The sequence below is a fragment of the Pantoea sp. Sc1 genome (genome assembly GCF_000255315.1).
Taxonomy (GTDB): domain Bacteria; phylum Pseudomonadota; class Gammaproteobacteria; order Enterobacterales; family Enterobacteriaceae; genus Pantoea; species Pantoea anthophila.
In genome coordinates this window covers 2940591-2958087 of record NZ_AJFP01000001.1, presented here as the reverse complement: position 1 = coordinate 2958087, position 17497 = coordinate 2940591, and the positions used below count along the sequence as shown (strand labels likewise).

General features: G+C 57.2%; 19 protein-coding genes. 13 read left to right on the top strand and 6 right to left on the bottom strand.

The features are described from left to right. Positions 1–48 precede the first annotated feature (48 nt). The 4 genes from fur to ybfF all read right to left on the bottom strand — a co-directional run bounded on the left by fur (position 49) and on the right by ybfF (position 2709). Positions 49–492: a ferric iron uptake transcriptional regulator gene (fur, locus tag S7A_RS13715; RefSeq protein ID WP_009091454.1), complete on the bottom strand. Its 444-nt coding sequence runs from the start codon at positions 490–492 to the stop codon at positions 49–51. 345 nt (positions 493–837) lie between these two features. Beyond that, positions 838–1368, bottom strand: a complete 531-nt coding sequence (gene fldA / locus S7A_RS13710; RefSeq protein ID WP_009091452.1) for a flavodoxin FldA — start codon at positions 1366–1368, stop codon at positions 838–840. A 132-nt stretch (positions 1369–1500) separates the two neighbouring features. Then, positions 1501–1776: a LexA regulated protein gene (gene ybfE, locus S7A_RS13705; RefSeq protein ID WP_009091450.1), complete on the bottom strand. Its 276-nt coding sequence runs from the start codon at positions 1774–1776 to the stop codon at positions 1501–1503. Between the two features lie 168 nt (positions 1777–1944). After that, complete coding sequence (gene ybfF, locus S7A_RS13700) at positions 1945–2709, bottom strand: esterase (protein ID WP_009091448.1); 765 nt, start codon at positions 2707–2709, stop codon at positions 1945–1947. A gap of 250 nt (positions 2710–2959) precedes the next feature. Here ybfF and seqA point away from each other — a divergent pair, with 250 nt between their 5' ends. Continuing rightward, positions 2960–3508 carry a replication initiation negative regulator SeqA gene (gene seqA / locus S7A_RS13695; protein WP_009091446.1) on the top strand — a complete coding sequence of 183 codons (549 nt, stop codon included), beginning with the start codon at positions 2960–2962 and terminating at the stop codon, positions 3506–3508. Positions 3509–3534: 26 nt separating this feature from the next. After that, positions 3535–5175, top strand: coding sequence for a phosphoglucomutase (alpha-D-glucose-1,6-bisphosphate-dependent) (pgm, locus tag S7A_RS13690; RefSeq protein ID WP_009091443.1), 1641 nt, complete (start codon positions 3535–3537; stop codon positions 5173–5175). Positions 5176–5443: 268 nt separating this feature from the next. On the opposite strand, the gene kdpE is transcribed toward pgm, so the two are convergent. Further along, positions 5444–6118, bottom strand: coding sequence for a two-component system response regulator KdpE (gene kdpE, locus S7A_RS13685; protein ID WP_009091441.1), 675 nt, complete (start codon positions 6116–6118; stop codon positions 5444–5446). A gap of 258 nt (positions 6119–6376) precedes the next feature. On the opposite strand from kdpE, the gene S7A_RS13680 reads away from it, so the two are divergent. From S7A_RS13680 to nei, 11 genes are all read left to right on the top strand, one after another. Beyond that, a complete protein-coding gene (locus S7A_RS13680; RefSeq protein WP_009091439.1) occupies positions 6377–6577 on the top strand; it encodes a YbfA family protein in 201 nt (66 codons plus the stop codon). A gap of 153 nt (positions 6578–6730) precedes the next feature. Beyond that, positions 6731–7690, top strand: a complete 960-nt coding sequence (locus S7A_RS13675; RefSeq protein ID WP_009091437.1) for a 2-thiouracil desulfurase family protein — start codon at positions 6731–6733, stop codon at positions 7688–7690. Positions 7691–7702: 12 nt separating this feature from the next. Further along, positions 7703–9127, top strand: a complete 1425-nt coding sequence (gene phrB, locus S7A_RS13670; protein WP_009091435.1) for a deoxyribodipyrimidine photo-lyase — start codon at positions 7703–7705, stop codon at positions 9125–9127. 18 nt (positions 9128–9145) lie between these two features. Beyond that, positions 9146–9889 (top strand): type 2 GTP cyclohydrolase I, encoded by a 744-nt coding sequence (locus tag S7A_RS13665; RefSeq protein WP_009091433.1) that lies wholly within the window; start codon positions 9146–9148, stop codon positions 9887–9889. 249 nt (positions 9890–10138) lie between these two features. Next, positions 10139–10795 carry a 5-oxoprolinase subunit PxpB gene (gene pxpB, locus S7A_RS13660; protein ID WP_009091432.1) on the top strand — a complete coding sequence of 219 codons (657 nt, stop codon included), beginning with the start codon at positions 10139–10141 and terminating at the stop codon, positions 10793–10795. Beyond that, complete coding sequence (gene pxpC / locus S7A_RS13655) at positions 10789–11718, top strand: 5-oxoprolinase subunit PxpC (RefSeq protein WP_009091430.1); 930 nt, start codon at positions 10789–10791, stop codon at positions 11716–11718. Before pxpB ends, pxpC begins: the two co-directional genes overlap by 7 nt. Then, the gene (pxpA, locus tag S7A_RS13650) at positions 11708–12445 is read left to right on the top strand and encodes a 5-oxoprolinase subunit PxpA (protein ID WP_009091428.1); all 738 of its coding nucleotides are present in this window, start codon (positions 11708–11710) and stop codon (positions 12443–12445) included. The genes pxpC and pxpA overlap by 11 nt, the downstream gene beginning before the upstream one ends. A gap of 50 nt (positions 12446–12495) precedes the next feature. Further along, entirely contained in the window at positions 12496–13224 is a 729-nt protein-coding gene (locus S7A_RS13645) for a DUF969 domain-containing protein (RefSeq protein ID WP_009091426.1), read from the top strand. Continuing rightward, positions 13221–14240 (top strand): DUF979 domain-containing protein, encoded by a 1020-nt coding sequence (locus tag S7A_RS13640; RefSeq protein ID WP_141629823.1) that lies wholly within the window; start codon positions 13221–13223, stop codon positions 14238–14240. The genes S7A_RS13645 and S7A_RS13640 overlap by 4 nt, the downstream gene beginning before the upstream one ends. 6 nt (positions 14241–14246) lie before the next feature. Further along, entirely contained in the window at positions 14247–14894 is a 648-nt protein-coding gene (gene pcp / locus S7A_RS13635) for a pyroglutamyl-peptidase I (RefSeq protein WP_009091423.1), read from the top strand. An 11-nt stretch (positions 14895–14905) separates the two neighbouring features. Beyond that, complete coding sequence (nei, locus tag S7A_RS13630) at positions 14906–15694, top strand: endonuclease VIII (protein ID WP_009091422.1); 789 nt, start codon at positions 14906–14908, stop codon at positions 15692–15694. Positions 15695–16056: 362 nt separating this feature from the next. Here the strand turns inward: nei and S7A_RS13625 are convergent, their stop codons facing one another. Next, a complete protein-coding gene (locus tag S7A_RS13625; protein ID WP_009091420.1) occupies positions 16057–17340 on the bottom strand; it encodes a citrate synthase in 1284 nt (427 codons plus the stop codon). Between the last annotated feature and the right edge of the window lie 157 nt (positions 17341–17497).

Below are 17497 nucleotides of genomic sequence, written 5' to 3'. Positions count from 1 at the left end.
ACGAAAAAAACCGGTCACGTAACCGGTTTTTTATTTCCGCCCGCCAGATTACTGGTCGTGCAGGGTCTCATCTTCACGGCAGTCGCCCAGCGTACAGTGTCCGTACAGATAGAGGCTGTGGTTGGTCAGCTTGATGCCGTGGCGGGTCGCGATTTCACGCTGACGCGTTTCGATGGATTCATCGCTGAACTCGATAACCTTGCCACAATCCAGGCAGATCAGGTGATCGTGGTGATGCTGCTGCGTCAGTTCGAAAACGGATTTGCCGCCTTCAAAGTTGTGACGGGTCACAATACCGGCGTCGTCGAACTGGTTCAGCACGCGGTAAACGGTGGCCAGGCCAATCTCTTCGCCGATGTCGATCAGGCGTTTATACAAATCTTCCGCGCTGACGTGATGGCACTCAGGTTCCTGAAGCACTTCCAGAATTTTCAGTCTGGGCAGTGTCACTTTCAGGCCAGCCTTCTTTAATGCGGTGTTGTTGTCAGTCATGCGGATTTTGTCCTGTTACTAATATTCACTTTTGTGGCTTGTCGCCTTGAATGTCGATCTGTGCTCATTCGCATTTGCGTCTCATTATAGAGCTCAGGGGATGAAATGAAAACCTGAGGGCCGTGAATCATCATGGGCGATGGGGGAAGCTTCACCGGGCCGGGGAGGATTCTGGCAGAGGTCTTTCAGCACATCACTGCGTCATACCGCCTGAGCTAATACGCGGAAGATCGATGCGGGTATTCTACAGATTAAACGAAGAAAGTTAAAAAAATGTGGCTATTATTTCTATAGGAAATTCCATTGCCTCAATGTGAGCTGGCGCTCACATTGAGGCGGGGTGCATCAGGCTTCGATGATCTCTTTCAGCTGCAGTTCATCAAAAATCTGCTTAACCCACTGATCGACGCGCTGGCTGGTCAGCTCAGGCTGACGATCTTCGTCAATGGCCAGGCCCAGGAAGTGCGTCTCATCAGCCAGACCTTTTGAGGCTTCGAAATGGTAGCCTTCTGTTGGCCAGTGACCCACGATAACGGCGCCGTGCGGCTCGATAATGTCGCGGATTGTGCCCATCGCATCACAGAAATATTCAGCGTAATCTTCCTGGTCGCCACAGCCAAACAGGGCAACCAGCTTGCCGTTGAAATCGATCTCTTCCAGCGTCGGGAAGAAGTCATCCCAGTCGCACTGCGCTTCACCGTAATACCAGGTCGGGATGCCCAGCAGCAGGATATCAAACGCTTCCAGGTCTTCTTTTGTACTTTTCGCGATGTCATGCACTTCTGCAACATCTTTACCCAGCTGTTTCTGGATCATTTTTGCAATGTTTTCGGTGTTGCCGGTATCGCTGCCAAAGAAGATGCCTACGAGTGCCATGAGTAAAATAACCTCTTAAATCCTGATAATGAGATGTGTGCCGCAGCACATTTCTGCGAATAATAGCAGACGAGACAAACCCGCGGAACGGTTAAAGCCTCGACATTTGCTCCTGCGTGCGATTTGCCCGCATCAATCCAGTTTGAGCTGCGCCAGCAGCATCTGTTCAATCAGTTCGCTGCGGCTGAGATTACGCTGCGCGGCCAGCGAATTGAGTGCATCGACGGCCTCACTGTTCATTTTCAGTTCGACACGACGCAGTCCGCGCCCTTTGTCACGTTTCAGTTGATTGCGCTTATTAATGCGCAGCTGTTCATCACGCGAAAGCGGACTGGTTTTGGGGCGACCCGGGCGGCGCTCATCAGCAAACAGATCGAGCGTCGTGCGGTCAGTGTGTTCTTTTGCCATGGCTTAGTAAAACTGAATGGGTGCGGGCGCCAGACGCTCACCGCGCAGATTATAAATTATTGGCCGTTGCCGCAGAAAAATCGACCTGCGGCAAAATTTTAGCGCGCCATCATACTGCACGCTTACTCCGGACGCCAATCCTAAACCTTTACTGCCATCTATTTGCTTTTAAAGCGCAAAAAAGCGCCGCACACTGCGCAAAACGGCATCGGGCTTCTCAGCATGGACCCAGTGGCCCGCACCGCCGATCACGTGGGCCTGCGCCGCCGGGAACTGCTGAAGTAACGCATCGCGATAGCGGTTATCCAGGTAACTGGAGTCGCCGCCGCGGATAAAGAGAGCCGGATGAGGCCAGGCGGGAACAGGCTGCCAGCCAGAAAGGGTAGGGTAGTTATCCCACAGCACCGGCACGTTAAAGCGCCATTGCCCGTCATGAAATGACTTCAGCAGGAACTGAATGACCCCTTCTTCTTCAATCACCGGCCGCATAATGCGGGCCGCCTCGCTGCGCAGCGTCACACCTGCCTCTGAGACGGCGCGAATACCGGCAAAGATCAGGTCGTGACGCCGGGTCTGATAATCGACCGGCGCGATATCGATCATCACCAGCCGCTCAATGCGATCAGGCACCAGCGCGCTCATGGTCATGGCGATTTTACCACCCATCGAATGACCGATGACCGCGACGCGATCGATGCCGTGCGCATCCAGCGTATCGACCATATCCTGCGCCATTACAGCGTAGTTCATCTCCTCCGATCGCGGCGAGAGTCCATGGTTACGGACATCCACCTGCAGCAGTGGCCCGGCATCTTTCAGGCCACGGGCCAGCACGCCGAGGTTGTCCAGACTGCCAAACAGACCGTGAATAAGCAGGATGGGCAGAGAATCAGCAGGGGATTGTTCAGTTTGCAGACGGGCGTTCAAAATCATAGCAAAGTTCTTAAGTTTGAGACCTGAGCTTAGGTTATCATGGTTTCACCTTTTCAGGCGCGCCGGTTCCGGCGGCATTAGGACATATTCTGACTTTTGCCCGTAAACCGTTTGATTGCTAACAACCCGCCTGAATTTAACTTTATAATCCTCATGTTAGAACCCGCACATCCGTTGAATTGTCTGACTATACTCAGGGCTTTTCAGGAAAGAGGTGGTTCTGTCATGAGAAAGAACCGTACGGAATAAGATGAAAACGATCGAAGTTGACGAAGAGCTCTACCGTTATATTGCCAGCCACACGCAGCACATTGGTGAAAGCGCATCTGACATTCTGCGTCGTATGCTGAAGTTTACGGCCGGTCAGACGGCACCCGCTTCGCCGGCTCAGCCTGCCTCAAAAGATGCAGCGAAAGAGGCGCCGTCTGCGCCTGTGGGTTCGCGCCCGCAGGATCGTGTGCGCGCGATGCGTGAGCTGCTGCTCTCCGATGAATATGCGGAGCAGAAGCGGGCGGTCAATCGCTTTATGCTCGTTTTGTCAACGCTCTATCGTCTTGATACCGCAGCCTTTGCTGAGGCCACTGCATCGCTGCAGGGCCGCACCCGCGTCTACTTTGCAGGTGATGAGCATACGCTGTTGCAGAATGGCACCCATACTAAGCCGAAGCATGTGCCCGGCACGCCGTACTGGGTGATCACCAACACCAATACCGGCCGTAAATGCAGCATGATCGAACACATCATGCTGTCGATGCAGTTCCCTGCGGAACTCACCGAAAAAGTTTGCGGCACCATCTAAAACTTAAGCGTCAGGGAGCAGCGCCGATGGCCAATCACCCACGTGCCGGGCAACCCGCCCAGCAGAGCGATTTGATTAACGTTGCACAATTAACGTCACAATATTATGTCCTGCAGCCCGATGTGGCGAACCCGGAACATGCGGTGAAATTTGGCACCTCTGGCCATCGCGGCAGTGCAGGGCGTCAAAGCTTCAACGAGATGCACATTCTGGCGATTGCACAGGCGATTGCGGAAGAGCGTAAAAAGAATGGCATCACCGGGCCTTGCTACGTCGGCAAAGATACGCACGCGCTCTCTGAGCCGGCAATCCTGTCGGTGCTGGAAGTGCTGGCAGCGAATGGCGTTGACGTGATTGTGCAGCAGGACAATGGCTATACGCCGACCCCTGCCATCTCAAATGCGATCCTTGAGCACAACAAATCGGGTGGCCCGCTGGCTGACGGCATCGTGATTACGCCGTCCCATAACCCACCGGAAGATGGCGGCATCAAGTACAACCCACCTAATGGCGGACCGGCTGATACCAACGTCACCAAAGTGGTGGAAGATCGCGCTAATCAGCTGATCAAAGATGGCCTGAAAGAGGTTAAGCGTCTGCCACTGGAGCAGGCACTGGCCAGCGGTCATGTGGTCGAGAAAGATTTGATTCAGCCTTACGTTGAAGGCCTGGCCGAAATTATCGATTTCCCGGCTATCCAGAAAGCGGGCTTGAAGCTGGGTGTTGATCCGCTTGGTGGTTCAGGTATCGCCTACTGGCAGCGCATTGCGGAACACTACAAGCTGGATCTGACGCTGGTCAATGACGCGGTCGATCAGACTTTCCGCTTTATGCATCTGGATAAAGATGGCGTGGTGCGCATGGACTGCTCGTCTGAAAGCGCCATGGCAGGCCTGCTGGCTTACCGCGACAAGTTTGATCTGGCATTCGGTAACGATCCCGATTATGACCGTCACGGCATTGTGACCCCGGCGGGTCTGATGAATCCAAACCACTATCTGGCTGTGGCGATTAACTACCTGTTCCAGCATCGTCCGCAGTGGGGCCAGGACGTTGCCGTCGGCAAAACCCTGGTTTCCAGCGCCATGATTGACCGTGTGGTTAATGACATTGGTCGCAAGCTGGTGGAAGTGCCGGTCGGCTTCAAGTGGTTTGTTGATGGTCTGTATGACGGCAGCTTCGGCTTCGGTGGCGAAGAGAGCGCGGGTGCCTCATTCCTGCGTTTCGATGGTACGCCGTGGTCAACGGACAAAGATGGCATCATCATGTGTCTGCTGGCGGCTGAGATTACTGCCGTGACCGGTAAAAACCCTCAGCAGCATTACGATGAGCTGGCTGCACGCTTTGGTGCGCCGAGCTACAACCGTCTGCAGGCATCAGCGACTTCCGCGCAGAAAGCGGCGCTGTCGAAGCTCTCTCCTGAGATGGTCAGCGCGGATACGCTGGCAGGTGACCCGATCACCGCTCGCCTGACGGCAGCACCGGGCAATGGCGCATCCATTGGCGGTCTGAAAGTGATGACGGAGAATGGCTGGTTTGCGGCCCGTCCGTCAGGCACTGAAGACGCCTACAAGATTTACTGTGAAAGCTTCCTGGGCGCAGAACACCGCGCGCAGATCGAGAAAGAAGCAGTAGAGATTGTCAGCGAAGTGCTGAAAAACGCCTGATCCGTCGGGCAATGTAAAGGCGCCGCGGGCGCCTCAGACTGCTCCCTTAATCGCATCAGGGCATATCCTGCCGCAGCGGATTAGCCTGATGCGCAGGGGACAGGGTCAGAAGAGGAAAGCGTCCCGCGCCAGGGATGGCGCGGGCCGAGCAGTCAGGGATGACGGTTTTGCGTCTTTCCGATCTGACCCTGTTCCCTGAGCAGGCTCCGTCTTACTGCGATACCTGCCCGATTCTGTCAGTATCAGAAGGCGCCTCTGGCGCCTTTTTTCATGGCATAAAACGGTAGCCGATGCCGGTTTCTGTCAGCAGATGCGCAGGCTGTGTCGGATTGGCCTCCAGCTTCTGACGCAGATGTCCCATATAGATACGCAGATAGTGGCTGTGCTCCACCGCATTCGGTCCCCAGACCTGGCTCAGCAGTTGCCGCTGTGTCAGCACCTTCCCGGCATTGTTCAGCAGAATACTCAGCAGGCGAAATTCAATAGGAGTGAGGTGAACCTCACTGTCGCCGCGCTGCACGCGTCGTGCGGCAAAATCGACACTGACATCGGCAAAATGAACCCGGGCGTCGGGCTGCTGACTGCTATGACGGCGCAGCGCAACCCGCACGCGCGCCATCAGTTCGCCGATGCCAAAGGGTTTGGTCAGATAGTCATCCGCACCGGCATCCAGTGCCGCGATCTTATCCTGCTCATCACTGCGCGCAGATAACACAATCACCGGCATGGCGCTCCACTGGCGCAGATCGCGGATAAAATCGGTGCCATCCCCATCCGGCAGGCCCAGATCCAGGATAACCAGATCGGGTTTTCGGGTCGCCGCCTCAATCAGTCCGCGCTGCAGCGTATCTGCATCAAAAACTTTAAGGGCTTCACTCTCCAGTGCGAGCCGGACAAAGCGACGGATCTCTTTTTCATCTTCAACGATCAAAACCGTGGTCACGCAATACCTGCCTTAACGGGGTGCCGGAGCGCTACTTTATCAATATTTCTGGCTGCCGTCCGGCGGCTTCATCTGTCAGTTGCTTCCAACTCTTTAGTAACCAGCAAGTAACTTATATGTAACTTAATTACAGGCTGATTCTTAAACAACAAAAATAGCGGTAATTAAGTGGTCAGACGAGTAGTAAAATTACACAATCTGGCGTAAAGTCAGACACAGATCACATTCGCACCGTTTCGCTCGCCGGGAGGAAAAACCATGTATCAGGCTTATCCACGCTACAAAATTATTGCACGCCGCACGCTGGTGGTTCTTCTCGGCGTTATGGCGCTTCCTGTCATGCTTTTTCGCCAGGATCGCGCCCGTTTCTACAGCTATCTGCACCGCATCTGGTGTAAAACCAGCGCCAAACCGGTCTGGCTTGCCCAGTCAGAAGCGGCAGGCGGTGTCTTCTGGTAAAGCCTCCTGTCAGCAAACAGGCCCGGTCAGCAGACCGGGCTTTTTTTTACTTTTTTTCTACAATAAAGAGAGCAACCTGTTGCTTTAACGCTGTCTTCCTGACCATTTTACGCTACACTTAAACCTCTACAAGATTTCAGAGGTTGTACAAGTATGAGCAATAAAATCCCCGTTGGAATCAGTGCATGCCTGCTCGGCGATAGCGTCAGGTTTGATGGTGGCCATAAGCGTCTTACTTTTGCGACCCAGGATCTTACGCCCTTTGTCCGTTTTGAGCCGATCTGTCCTGAAATGGCAATCGGTTTGCCTACACCGCGTCCGGCATTACGGCTGGTGAAGCAGGGCGATGATGATGACTTGCACCTCTGCTTCAGCAAAGATGGCGGAGAAGAAGTCACCCGCCAGATGCGTGACTGGTCAGCAGAGCGGGTAAAATCGCTGCATCATCTTTCGGGCTACATCCTGTGCGCCAAATCCCCCAGCTGTGGCATGGAGCGTGTGCGGGTCTATGAACCTGACACCAACAACAACCGCAAAGTTGGCACCGGCATCTTCGCTGAATTTCTGCAGCGCGAAATGCCCTGGCTGCCGCTGGAAGAAGATGGTCGCCTGCACGATCCGGCGCTGCGTGAAAACTTTATCGGCCGCATCTGCGCGCTGCATGAGTTTAATCAGATGTGGCAACAGGGACTGACCCGCCACGGGCTGATCGCCTTCCACAGCCGCTACAAGCTGATGATGCTGGCACACTCGCAGGAGAAATATCGCGAGCTGGGACCTTTTGTCGCTTCCATGAGTCAGTGGGATTCGCTGGACGCCTTTGCGTTTGAATACCGCAACCGCATGATGGCGCTGATGTCTCGTCCCGCGTCACGCCGCAATCACACCAATGTCCTGATGCACGTGCAGGGCTATTTCCGCCGTCAGCTCAGCTCGCCACAGCGTCAGGAGCTGGCCACGCTGATCGATCGCTATCGCCAGGGGACGCAGCCGCTGCTGGTGCCGATCACCATCCTCAAGCACTACATGGCGGAGTTCCCGCATCCGTGGCTGGCTCAGCAACGTTATTTTGACCCTTATCCCGAAGCCTTGTGCTTACGCTACGGACAGTAATTCAGGAGGCGTATGACCACCCATCTGGTCTGGCTGCGTAACGACTTACGCATCAACGATAATCTGGCGCTGCACGCCGCCTGTCGCGACAGCAAGGCGAACGTCATTGCGCTCTTCCTGGCGACGCCGGAACAGTGGCAACAGCATGAGATGTCACCTAAACAGGCTGCTTTTATCCACGCCAGCCTGCTGGAAGTGCAGGATGCGCTGGCAGAGCGGGGCATCAGACTGCACTACCAGGCGTGTAACACCTTCAGCGACAGCATTGATGCTCTGGCGGAGTTTTGTGAAAAGCAGAAGGTCGACCAGCTTTTCTATAACTATCAGTATGAGGTCAATGAGCGTCAGCGTGATGCAGAAGCTGAAAAGCGTCTCGACAAGGCGGGGGTTATCTGTCAGGGATTTGATGACAGCCTGCTGCTGGCACCCGGTAGCGTACAGAGCGGCGACCGCTCCATGTACAAGGTGTTCACGCCCTTCAGCAAAGCCTTTGTCCGACGTCTCCAGCAGGGATTGCCGGAGTGCGTCCCTGCGCCAAAAGCGCGTGAAGGCGCACCGCTGAAGACTCAGGCGATTCCTGCATTTGACTACCCCAAAGGTGAGTTTGACCGGGATCTTTTTCCGCCAGGCGAAACCGCGGCGCTGAAGCGTCTGCGCCACTTCGCCAAACAGCCGGTGCTGGACTATCCCGACAAACGCGATCTGCCTGCGCTGGATGCGACCAGCCGTCTGTCGGTTTATCTGGCAACAGGCGTGCTGTCGCCACGCCAGTGTCTGCATCGTGTCCTGCATGAACATCCCGATGTGCTGGACAACAGCCGCGCATTTACCTGGCTGAATGAACTCATCTGGCGTGAATTTTACCGGCATCTGCTGGTCGCCTATCCCTCCCTGTGCCGCCATAAGCCCTTTGTTGACTGGACGCACCGGGTGGAATGGCAGAGCAATGAGGCCCATTTCGACGCCTGGAAAGCGGGGAAAACGGGCTTTCCGATCGTTGACGCTGCGATGCGGCAGATGAAGGAGATGGGCTGGATGCATAACCGGTTACGCATGATCACCGCCAGCTTTCTGGTGAAAGATCTGCTGATCGACTGGCGCGAAGGGGAGCGCTATTTTATGCAGCAGCTGATTGATGGCGATCTGGCGGCGAACAATGGTGGCTGGCAGTGGGCCGCGTCAACCGGGACGGACGCCGCGCCCTATTTCCGCATCTTTAACCCGACGACCCAGGGCGAGCGCTTCGATCCGCAGGGCGATTTTATCCGCCACTATCTGCCGGAACTGGCCGATGTCCCCGACAGCGATATTCATCAGCCGCACCGCTGGGCGGAGAAGCATCATAAGAAACTCGATTATCCGGCACCAATCGTGGATCATAAGGCCGCACGTAAAAAGACATTAGACGCCTTTGAGCGCGCCAAAAGCGCCGCCTGAGGCCTCGCAGGAGCCTGAATGAATCATTACGAACTGGAGGCGCTGATTAATCAGCATCTCAACAGCCATACCTTCAGCGATTATGCCCCCAACGGTTTACAGGTTGAGGGACGCAGTGAGGTTAAGCGGGTTATCACCGGTGTCACTGCCTGTCAGGCATTGCTGGATGAGGCGGTCGCCCGCGAGGCCGATGCGATAATCGTCCATCACGGTTATTTCTGGAAAAGCGAACCGGCCGCGATTAAAGGGATGAAGCGCCGCCGTCTGCGGACCCTGCTGGCGAATGATATCAATCTCTACGGCTGGCACCTGCCGCTTGATGCGCACCCGGAACTGGGCAACAACGCGCAGCTGGCAAAACTGCTGGATATTGAAATCCGGGGTGAAGTGATGCCGCTCGTTTTCCATGGGGAACTGGCAGAGCCGCTCTCCGGCGAACAGCTGGCCAGCCGAATCGGGGAGCGGCTGGGACGCCAGCCGCTGCATTGCGGTGACAACGCGCCGGCCCTGATTCGCCGTATTGCCTGGTGCAGCGGAGGCGGGCAGGGCTTTATCGACCAGGCTGCGGCCGCAGGCGTCGATGCTTACATTACCGGTGAAGTTTCTGAACAGACCATCCACAGTGCGCGTGAGCAGGGGCTGCACTTCTTTGCCGCAGGGCACCATGCTACCGAGCGGGGCGGCGCAAAAGCGCTGGGCGAGTGGCTGGCGCAGCAGCACAATCTCGACGTAACCTTCATCGATATTCCTAACCCTGCCTGATGTCCTTCCCGGTCCTGCGCACCTGCGCAGGGCCTTATTTCCTGACGCTATTCCTGCTGCTGCGCGCCTGCGCAGGTCCTTATTCTTCGATGAGAACCCACGCTGCTGCGTGCCTGCAGCGGAGCTTATTGATTGACATCTTCCTGTCACTTTCGCATAACTGTTTGCTTTATGTAGATAAGGCACTGGCCGAACCGCTGCTTTTGGCGGGACGGCCAGGCGCGATCTCAACTGAGCGGGAGGTAGCGGTTGCAACGAGCACGGTGTTATTTATCAGGGGAACGCGCTGTCGTGCTGGAGCTGGAACCGCCGGTTTCACTGGAGAGCCAGCAACGCATCTGGGGACTCAATCAGCGGCTGCGCGATCACGAGAGCGTGCAGGAAGTGATCCCCGGCATGAACAACATCACCCTGATCCTGCGCGATCCCCAGCAGAATGCGCTGGATGCGATAGAGCGTCTTCAGCGCTGGTGGGAGGAGAGTGAGGCGGAATTTCCCGCGTCGCGGGAGGTGTTGATCCCGGTGATCTATGGCGGCTCCACTGGCCCCGATCTGACCGTAGTGGCGGAACATGCCGGACTGACGCCCCGTCAGGTGGTTGAGCTGCACAGCAGCAGCGAATATGTGGTGTTTTTTATCGGCTTCCAGCCCGGTTTCCCCTATCTCGGCGGACTCGATTCCCGTCTGCACACGCCTCGCCGTGCTGAACCCAGAGTCGCGGTGCCCGCCGGATCGGTCGGCATCGGTGGCAGCCAGACCGGCATCTATCCGCTGGCCTCGCCCGGTGGCTGGCAGCTGATCGGACATACCTCCACCGCGCTGTTCGATCCGCGCCAGCAACCGCCTGTGTTGCTGCGTCCCGGCGACCGCGTGCGCTTTGTGCCGCAACAGGAGGGCGTATGTTAAACATTCTGCGAGCCGGACTGGCCACCACCATTCAGGATGCCGGTCGCGCTGGCTGGCGGCAGTATGGCATCAGCCCCGGCGGCGTGCTCGACTATCCCGCTATGTTTACCGCCAACGTGCTGGTGGGCAATGCGCCCCACAGCGCGGTGCTGGAGATCGTGCTGGGCCAGTTTAAAGCGGAGTTTACCCGTAATGGCTGGTTTGCGCTGACGGGGGCGGGCTGTCAGGCGGAGCTGGATGGTCAGCCGGTCTGGACAGGCTGGCGCACCGCAGTAAAAAAAGGGCAGGTGCTCTCGCTGGCAATGCCGAAGCGCGGCATGCGCAGCTATCTGGCGGTGCAGGGCGGTTTTGATCTGCCGGAGATGCTCGGCTCGCTCAGCACCGATCTCAAAGCGGGTTTTGGCGGCTTCAAAGGGCGAATCTTACAGGATGGCGATCGCCTGCCGCTGGGCAAACCGACCCGGACGTTCGACCGCAAAGCCGGGGTGCGGCAACTGCTGTGGGGCAACCGGATTCGTGCGCTGCCCGGCCCGGAGTACCACGAATTCAGCCGCGACGCGCAGCAGGCATTCTGGCGCACCGCCTGGAAACTCAGCCCGCAAAGTAACCGGATGGGCTACCGGCTGGAGGGGCGGCAACTCAGTCGTGAAAATCCGCGTGAACTGCTGTCACACGGCGTCATGCCGGGCGTGATTCAGGTGCCACCCAGCGGACAGCCCATCGTGCTGATGGCGGATGCCCAGACCACCGGTGGCTATCCACGCATCGCCTCGGTTATCGAAGCCGATCTCTATCACCTGGCGCAAATCCGTCTGGGTGAACCTGTTCACTTTATTCACTGCACCCTGCCGGAGGCGATGCTGGCGCGCCAGCATCAGCAACGCGCACTGGATCAGATGATGTGGGGGCTTAATGAAGATTGATTTAAATGCCGATCTCGGCGAGGGCTGCGCCAGCGATGAGGCACTGCTGCAACTGGTCACTTCTGCCAACATCGCCTGTGGCTTTCATGCCGGTGACGCGCAGACCATGCTGCAGTCGGTGCGCTGGGCGCAGGCATCGGGCGTGGCCATCGGCGCGCATCCCTCGTTTCCTGACCGGGAAAACTTTGGCCGCCGCGCCATGCAGCTGCCGCCGGAGACGCTTTACGCCCAGATGATCTACCAGATTGGCGCGCTGAAAAGTCTGGCGGAAAGCGAAGGGGCGCGGCTGGTCCATGTCAAACCGCACGGCATGCTCTACAACCAGGCCGCAGCCGATCCGGTGCTGGCTGACACCATCGCCCGCGCCATCAGGGCGGTTGACAGCCAGCTGATCGTGACAGGGCTGGCTGGCAGCGAATCGATCCGCGCCGCGGCGCACTACGGCTTACGCACCCGGGAAGAGGTTTTTGCTGACCGGGGTTACCTGAGCAGCGGGGCACTGGTGCCGCGCAGCGAACCGGGCGCACTGATTGAGGATGAACAGCAGGCCATTGATCAGACGCTGACGATGGTCCGGCAGGGCAAAGTCAGAAGTATCAGTGGTGAATGGGTCGCGGTGAATGCGCAGACCGTCTGCTTACATGGCGACGGCGCACACGCGCTGCAGTTTGCCCGGCGGTTGCGTGATGCCTTCGCCGCTCAGCAGATTGCGGTTACCAGCGCCTGAATAACATTTAGCCCGGCTTATGCCGGGTTTTTCAACTCTGAGGGAAAACCATGGAAAGTGCAGTCAATCTCTGGCCGTTACTGGGCATTGCCGCCATCGTTATCGGCTTCGTGTTACGTTTCAATCCGGTGCTGGTCGTGATCGTCGCCGGATTCGTCACCGGTCTGGCGGCGATGATGCCGCTGGCGGATATTCTGGAAAAGCTCGGCGCCGGTTTTCTGAACACCCGTAACCTGCCGCTGATTCTGCTGCTGCCGCTGGCGGTCATTGGCCTGCTGGAGCGTCACGGGTTGAAGGAGCGGGCACAGGCATGGATCGCACAGATAAAAACGGCCACCGCCGGACGTCTGCTGATCGTCTATCTGTTTGTCCGTGAAATCACCGCCGCGCTGGGATTAACCAGCCTGGGTGGCCATCCGCAGATGGTACGTCCGTTGCTGGCCCCGATGGCAGAGGGGGCAACGGAAAACCGCTATGGTGAGATCACACCTGAACTGCGCTACCGGCTGCGCGCCATGTCTGCGGCCACCGATAATGTCGGCCTCTTCTTTGGTGAGGATATCTTCGTGGCATTTGGCGCGATTATCTTTATGCATAACTTTATGCAGGAGTCGGCCGGGATTCAGACCGAACCGCTGCACATTGCGTTATGGGGCATTCCGACCGCGCTCGCCGCCTTTCTGATCCACTCGGCGCGTCTGATGCGTCTGGATCGTCAGCTGGCGCGGGAACTGCAGCAGCTGAACAACCAGGCGCTGAAAGCCCGGGGAGGTGAATAATGTTCCAGCAACAATATCTGATGTGGCTGGCGGGCGTTATCCTGCTGGTGGTCGCGATTCTTTCCTGGCGCGACAGCGCAAATCCGCGCCGTTTTACCACCGGACTCTTCTGGGCGTTGTATGGCCTGGTATTTCTGGTGGGGGACTGGACGACGCAGATGATGAGCAGCCTGATGGGCTCGGATGCTGCGGGCACCCGAATGCTGCACATCACCATCGGTGTCATTGTGGTCGTGATGGCATTGATCGCCGGTTTCGGGGGTGTCCGGCTGGGTCGTTATCATCAGCGCAGTGATGAAGAGAAGCAGGCCAGCGCAGGGCGTCTGGGCAATAAACTGTTTCTGCCCGCGCTGGCGATCCCGGTCGTGACCGTGATCGGTGTGCTGGCGTTTAACCATATTCCCGGTCTGCAGGATGCGGTTTTCGGACCCGGCAACCACGCCACGCTGGTGACGCTCTTCTCCATGATGGTGGGCTGTCTGATCGGCTGGCTGGTGGCGTTAAAACTGACTCATGAAAAACCGGTGCAGTCGATGCAGGAGACCCGCCGCCTGCTGGATTCGGTTGGCTGGGCCTTTATTCTGCCGCAAATTCTCGCCACCCTGGGACTGCTCTTTACCAGCGCGGGCGTGGGCGGTGCGATTTCGCATCTGACTGAGACCTGGCTGGCGGTAGATAACCGCTTTGTCGCGGTCACCGTTTATGCCGTCGGAATGGCGCTGTTGACCATGATCATGGGTAACGCTTTTGCCGCGTTTCCGATTATTACCGCAGGCGTCGGCATCCCGATCTTAGTGCTGCAGCACGGCGGTAATCCGGCGGTGATGGCCGCGATTGGCATGTTCTCCGGCTACTGCGGCACCCTGATGACGCCGATGGCGGCCAACTTCAATATCGTCCCGGCCGCGCTGCTGGAACTGCCGGACCGTAACGCGGTGATCAGGGCTCAGATTCCAACCGGTGTGCTACTGTTAATTGTTAACATTTTCCTGCTCTATTTCCTGATGTTTTTGTGAGGCCGCATGAAAACTGTTCTGATGACCGCCTTTGAACCCTTTGGCGGTGAAACGATTAACCCGTCATGGGAAGCGGTCCGCGCACTGGAGGGCAAACAGATCGGTGACGCCACCATCGTTATCCGCCAGTTACCTGTCGTCTTCCGCGATGTGCTGACGGTGCTCTATCAGGCACTGGATGAGGTTAAACCGGATCTCATTCTGTCCGTGGGGCAGGCGGGGGGCCGCAGCGATATCAGTGTTGAACGCATCGGCATTAATGTGGATGACGCCCGTATCCCGGACAACGCCGGTCATCAGCCGGTGGATGAGCCCGTGGTCGCGGGCGGCCCGGCAGCCTACTTTTCCCGTCTGCCGATCAAAGCGATCGTTGCGGCCGTGCGCGAAGCGGGCATTCCCGCGTCGGTTTCACAAACCGCCGGCACCTTTACCTGCAACCGGGTGATGTATGGCCTGCTGCACTGGCTGGCGCAGCAGGAGCGCCCGGCGCGGGGTGGTTTTATCCATATCCCTTATCTGCCCGAGCAGGCGGCGCAGCATCCCGGTGTGCCGAGCATGGCGGTCGCAACGATTATCAGGGCGCTGGAAATTGCAGTGCAGGTGACGCTGGAAACCGGCGACGACATAAAACAGGTGGGCGGAGCCACCCATTAAGAGGATGAAGAATGCCTGAAGGACCGGAAATCCGCCGTGTGGCGGATAAACTTGAAGTCGCGATTGTGGGGCAGCCGCTGACAGAGGCGTGGTTTGCATTTCCTCAGCTGAAAACCTACGAACCGGCCCTGATTGGCGAGCAGGTGCAGGCGATTGAGACGCGCGGAAAGGCGTTGCTGACGCACTTCAGCAATGGCCTGACGCTTTACAGCCACAACCAGCTCTACGGCGTCTGGCGCATCGTCAAACCCGACACCGAACTTAACACCACACGTCAGCTGCGGGTGCGGCTGGCGACGGCGGGCAAAGCGATTCTGCTCTACAGCGCCTCCGACATTGAACTGCTCAACGCGGATACGCTGGCGGCCCACCCGTTCCTGAATCGTATCGGGCCGGATGTGCTGAGTAGCGGTGTGACGGTGGATGAGGTCAGGGAGCGGTTGCTCTCACCCCGCTTCCGGCGACGCCAGTTCAGCGGGCTGCTGCTGGATCAGGCGTTTCTGGCCGGGCTGGGCAACTACCTGCGCGCTGAAATTCTCTGGCTGGCACAGCTGCTGCCTCACCATAAGGCTCAGGAGCTGAGCGACGATCAGCTGACTGCTTTCAGCGAAGCACTGCTGTCGGTACCGCGTCACGCCTACCGGATGCGCGGAACCATGAAGAAATATCATGAGGAAGCGGCCTTTCAGTTTGAGGTGTTTCACCGGCAGGGCAAGACGTGCCGGCGCTGTGGCACAACCATAGAGAAGGGCACGCTCTCATCGCGGCCTTTTTACTGGTGTCCGGGCTGTCAGAGGTAGAGAGAGGGATTTTTGCGGCGCCTTCATAAGCAAAAGCAGGTTGAGTCCGGCCGCGGCAAACAGGTCAAAAGCGCAGGGAACAGGGTCAGAGGAGGAAAGCGTCCCGCGCCAGGGACGGCGCGGGCCGAGCGGCCATGGATGGCCTGAGCGACTTTCCGATCTGACCCTGTTCCCTGAGCAGGCTCGGTCCCGCAGCAGCAGTGACTGTGCAGACCTCATTTCATCAGGCATGTGAAGGGAATTACAGAGGGAAAGAAGGGCTTCGCAGAGGAAAGGTTTGCTATGCAGGCGCGGCATAACCGCTCGCCGCGCCAGATCAGAATCACGTCGCCAGGCGGGGATCGCTCCCCGCCATCACGAACTTACTTCTCCAGCTTAGAGCTGAATTCACGCTCAGTGTAACCGGTGTAGAGCTGACGCGGACGGGCAATCTTCATGCCTTCGTCGTGCATCTCTTTCCAGTGTGCAATCCAGCCAACGGTACGGGCCATCGCGAAGATCACCGTAAACATGGAGGAAGGAATCCCCATCGCTTTCAGAATAATACCGGAGTAGAAGTCGACGTTAGGATAGAGCTTACGCTCGATAAAGTACGGGTCGTTCAGCGCGATGTGTTCCAGCTCCATCGCCACTTCCAGCAGGTCATCTTTCATACCCAGCTCATTCAGGACTTCATGGCAGGTATCACGCATCACGGTCGCGCGTGGATCGTAGTTTTTGTAAACACGATGACCAAAGCCCATCAGACGGAAGGAATCATTCTTATCCTTGGCACGTTTAACAAACTCAGGAATGTGCTCAACGCTGCTGATCTCTTCCAGCATACGCAGTGTCGCTTCGTTTGCACCGCCGTGCGCCGGTCCCCACAGGGAGGCGATCCCGGCGGCGATACAGGCAAACGGGTTCGCACCACTTGAACCGGCGGTACGCACTGTTGAGGTAGAGGCGTTCTGCTCATGGTCAGCATGCAGAATCAGAATACGGTCCATGGCGCGTTCCAGCACCGGGTTAACTTTGTACTCTTCGCATGGCGTAGCGAACATCATGTGCAGGAAGTTACCGGCATAAGAGAGGTCGTTGCGCGGATAAACAAATGGCTGGCCGATGGAATATTTGTAACACATCGCTGCCATGGTCGGCATCTTGGAGAGCAGACGGAATGCTGCGATTTCGCGGTGGCGCTCAATGTTTACATCCAGCGAATCATGGTAAAACGCCGCCAGTGCGCCGGTCACACCGCACATCACCGCCATCGGATGCGAGTCACGACGGAAGCCGTGGAACAGACGGGTAATCTGCTCATGAATCATCGTATGACGGGTAACGGTGGTGCGGAACTCATCAAACTGCTTCTGATCCGGCGCTTCGCCATTCAGCAGGATGTAGCACACTTCCAGATAGTTAGAGTGGGTCGCCAGCTCAGAAATAGGGAAACCACGGTGCAGCAGGATACCTTCGTCACCATCAATGAAGGTGATTTGCGATTCGCAGGACGCTGTAGAAGTGAAACCGGGATCGAAGGTGAACAGGCCACTTGCACCCAGAGAGCGGACATCCACCACATCCTGGCCCAGCGAGCCTTTCAGCACGTCCAGTTCAATAGATGTTCCATCTTGCAGGGTTAGCGTTACTTTTTTATCTGTCATTTTCGTCTCCATAGCGCCTTATGTAGGTAAGGATCTTTAGACACCTGAAACGCGTTCATGTTGCGGTTGGCAAAACAACACAGTATCACTCTGCGGCGATCAGGCCGGTGCAGGGTACAGAGTGAGCGGCGCGTTCCCAGCGGGAACCTGTGAGCCA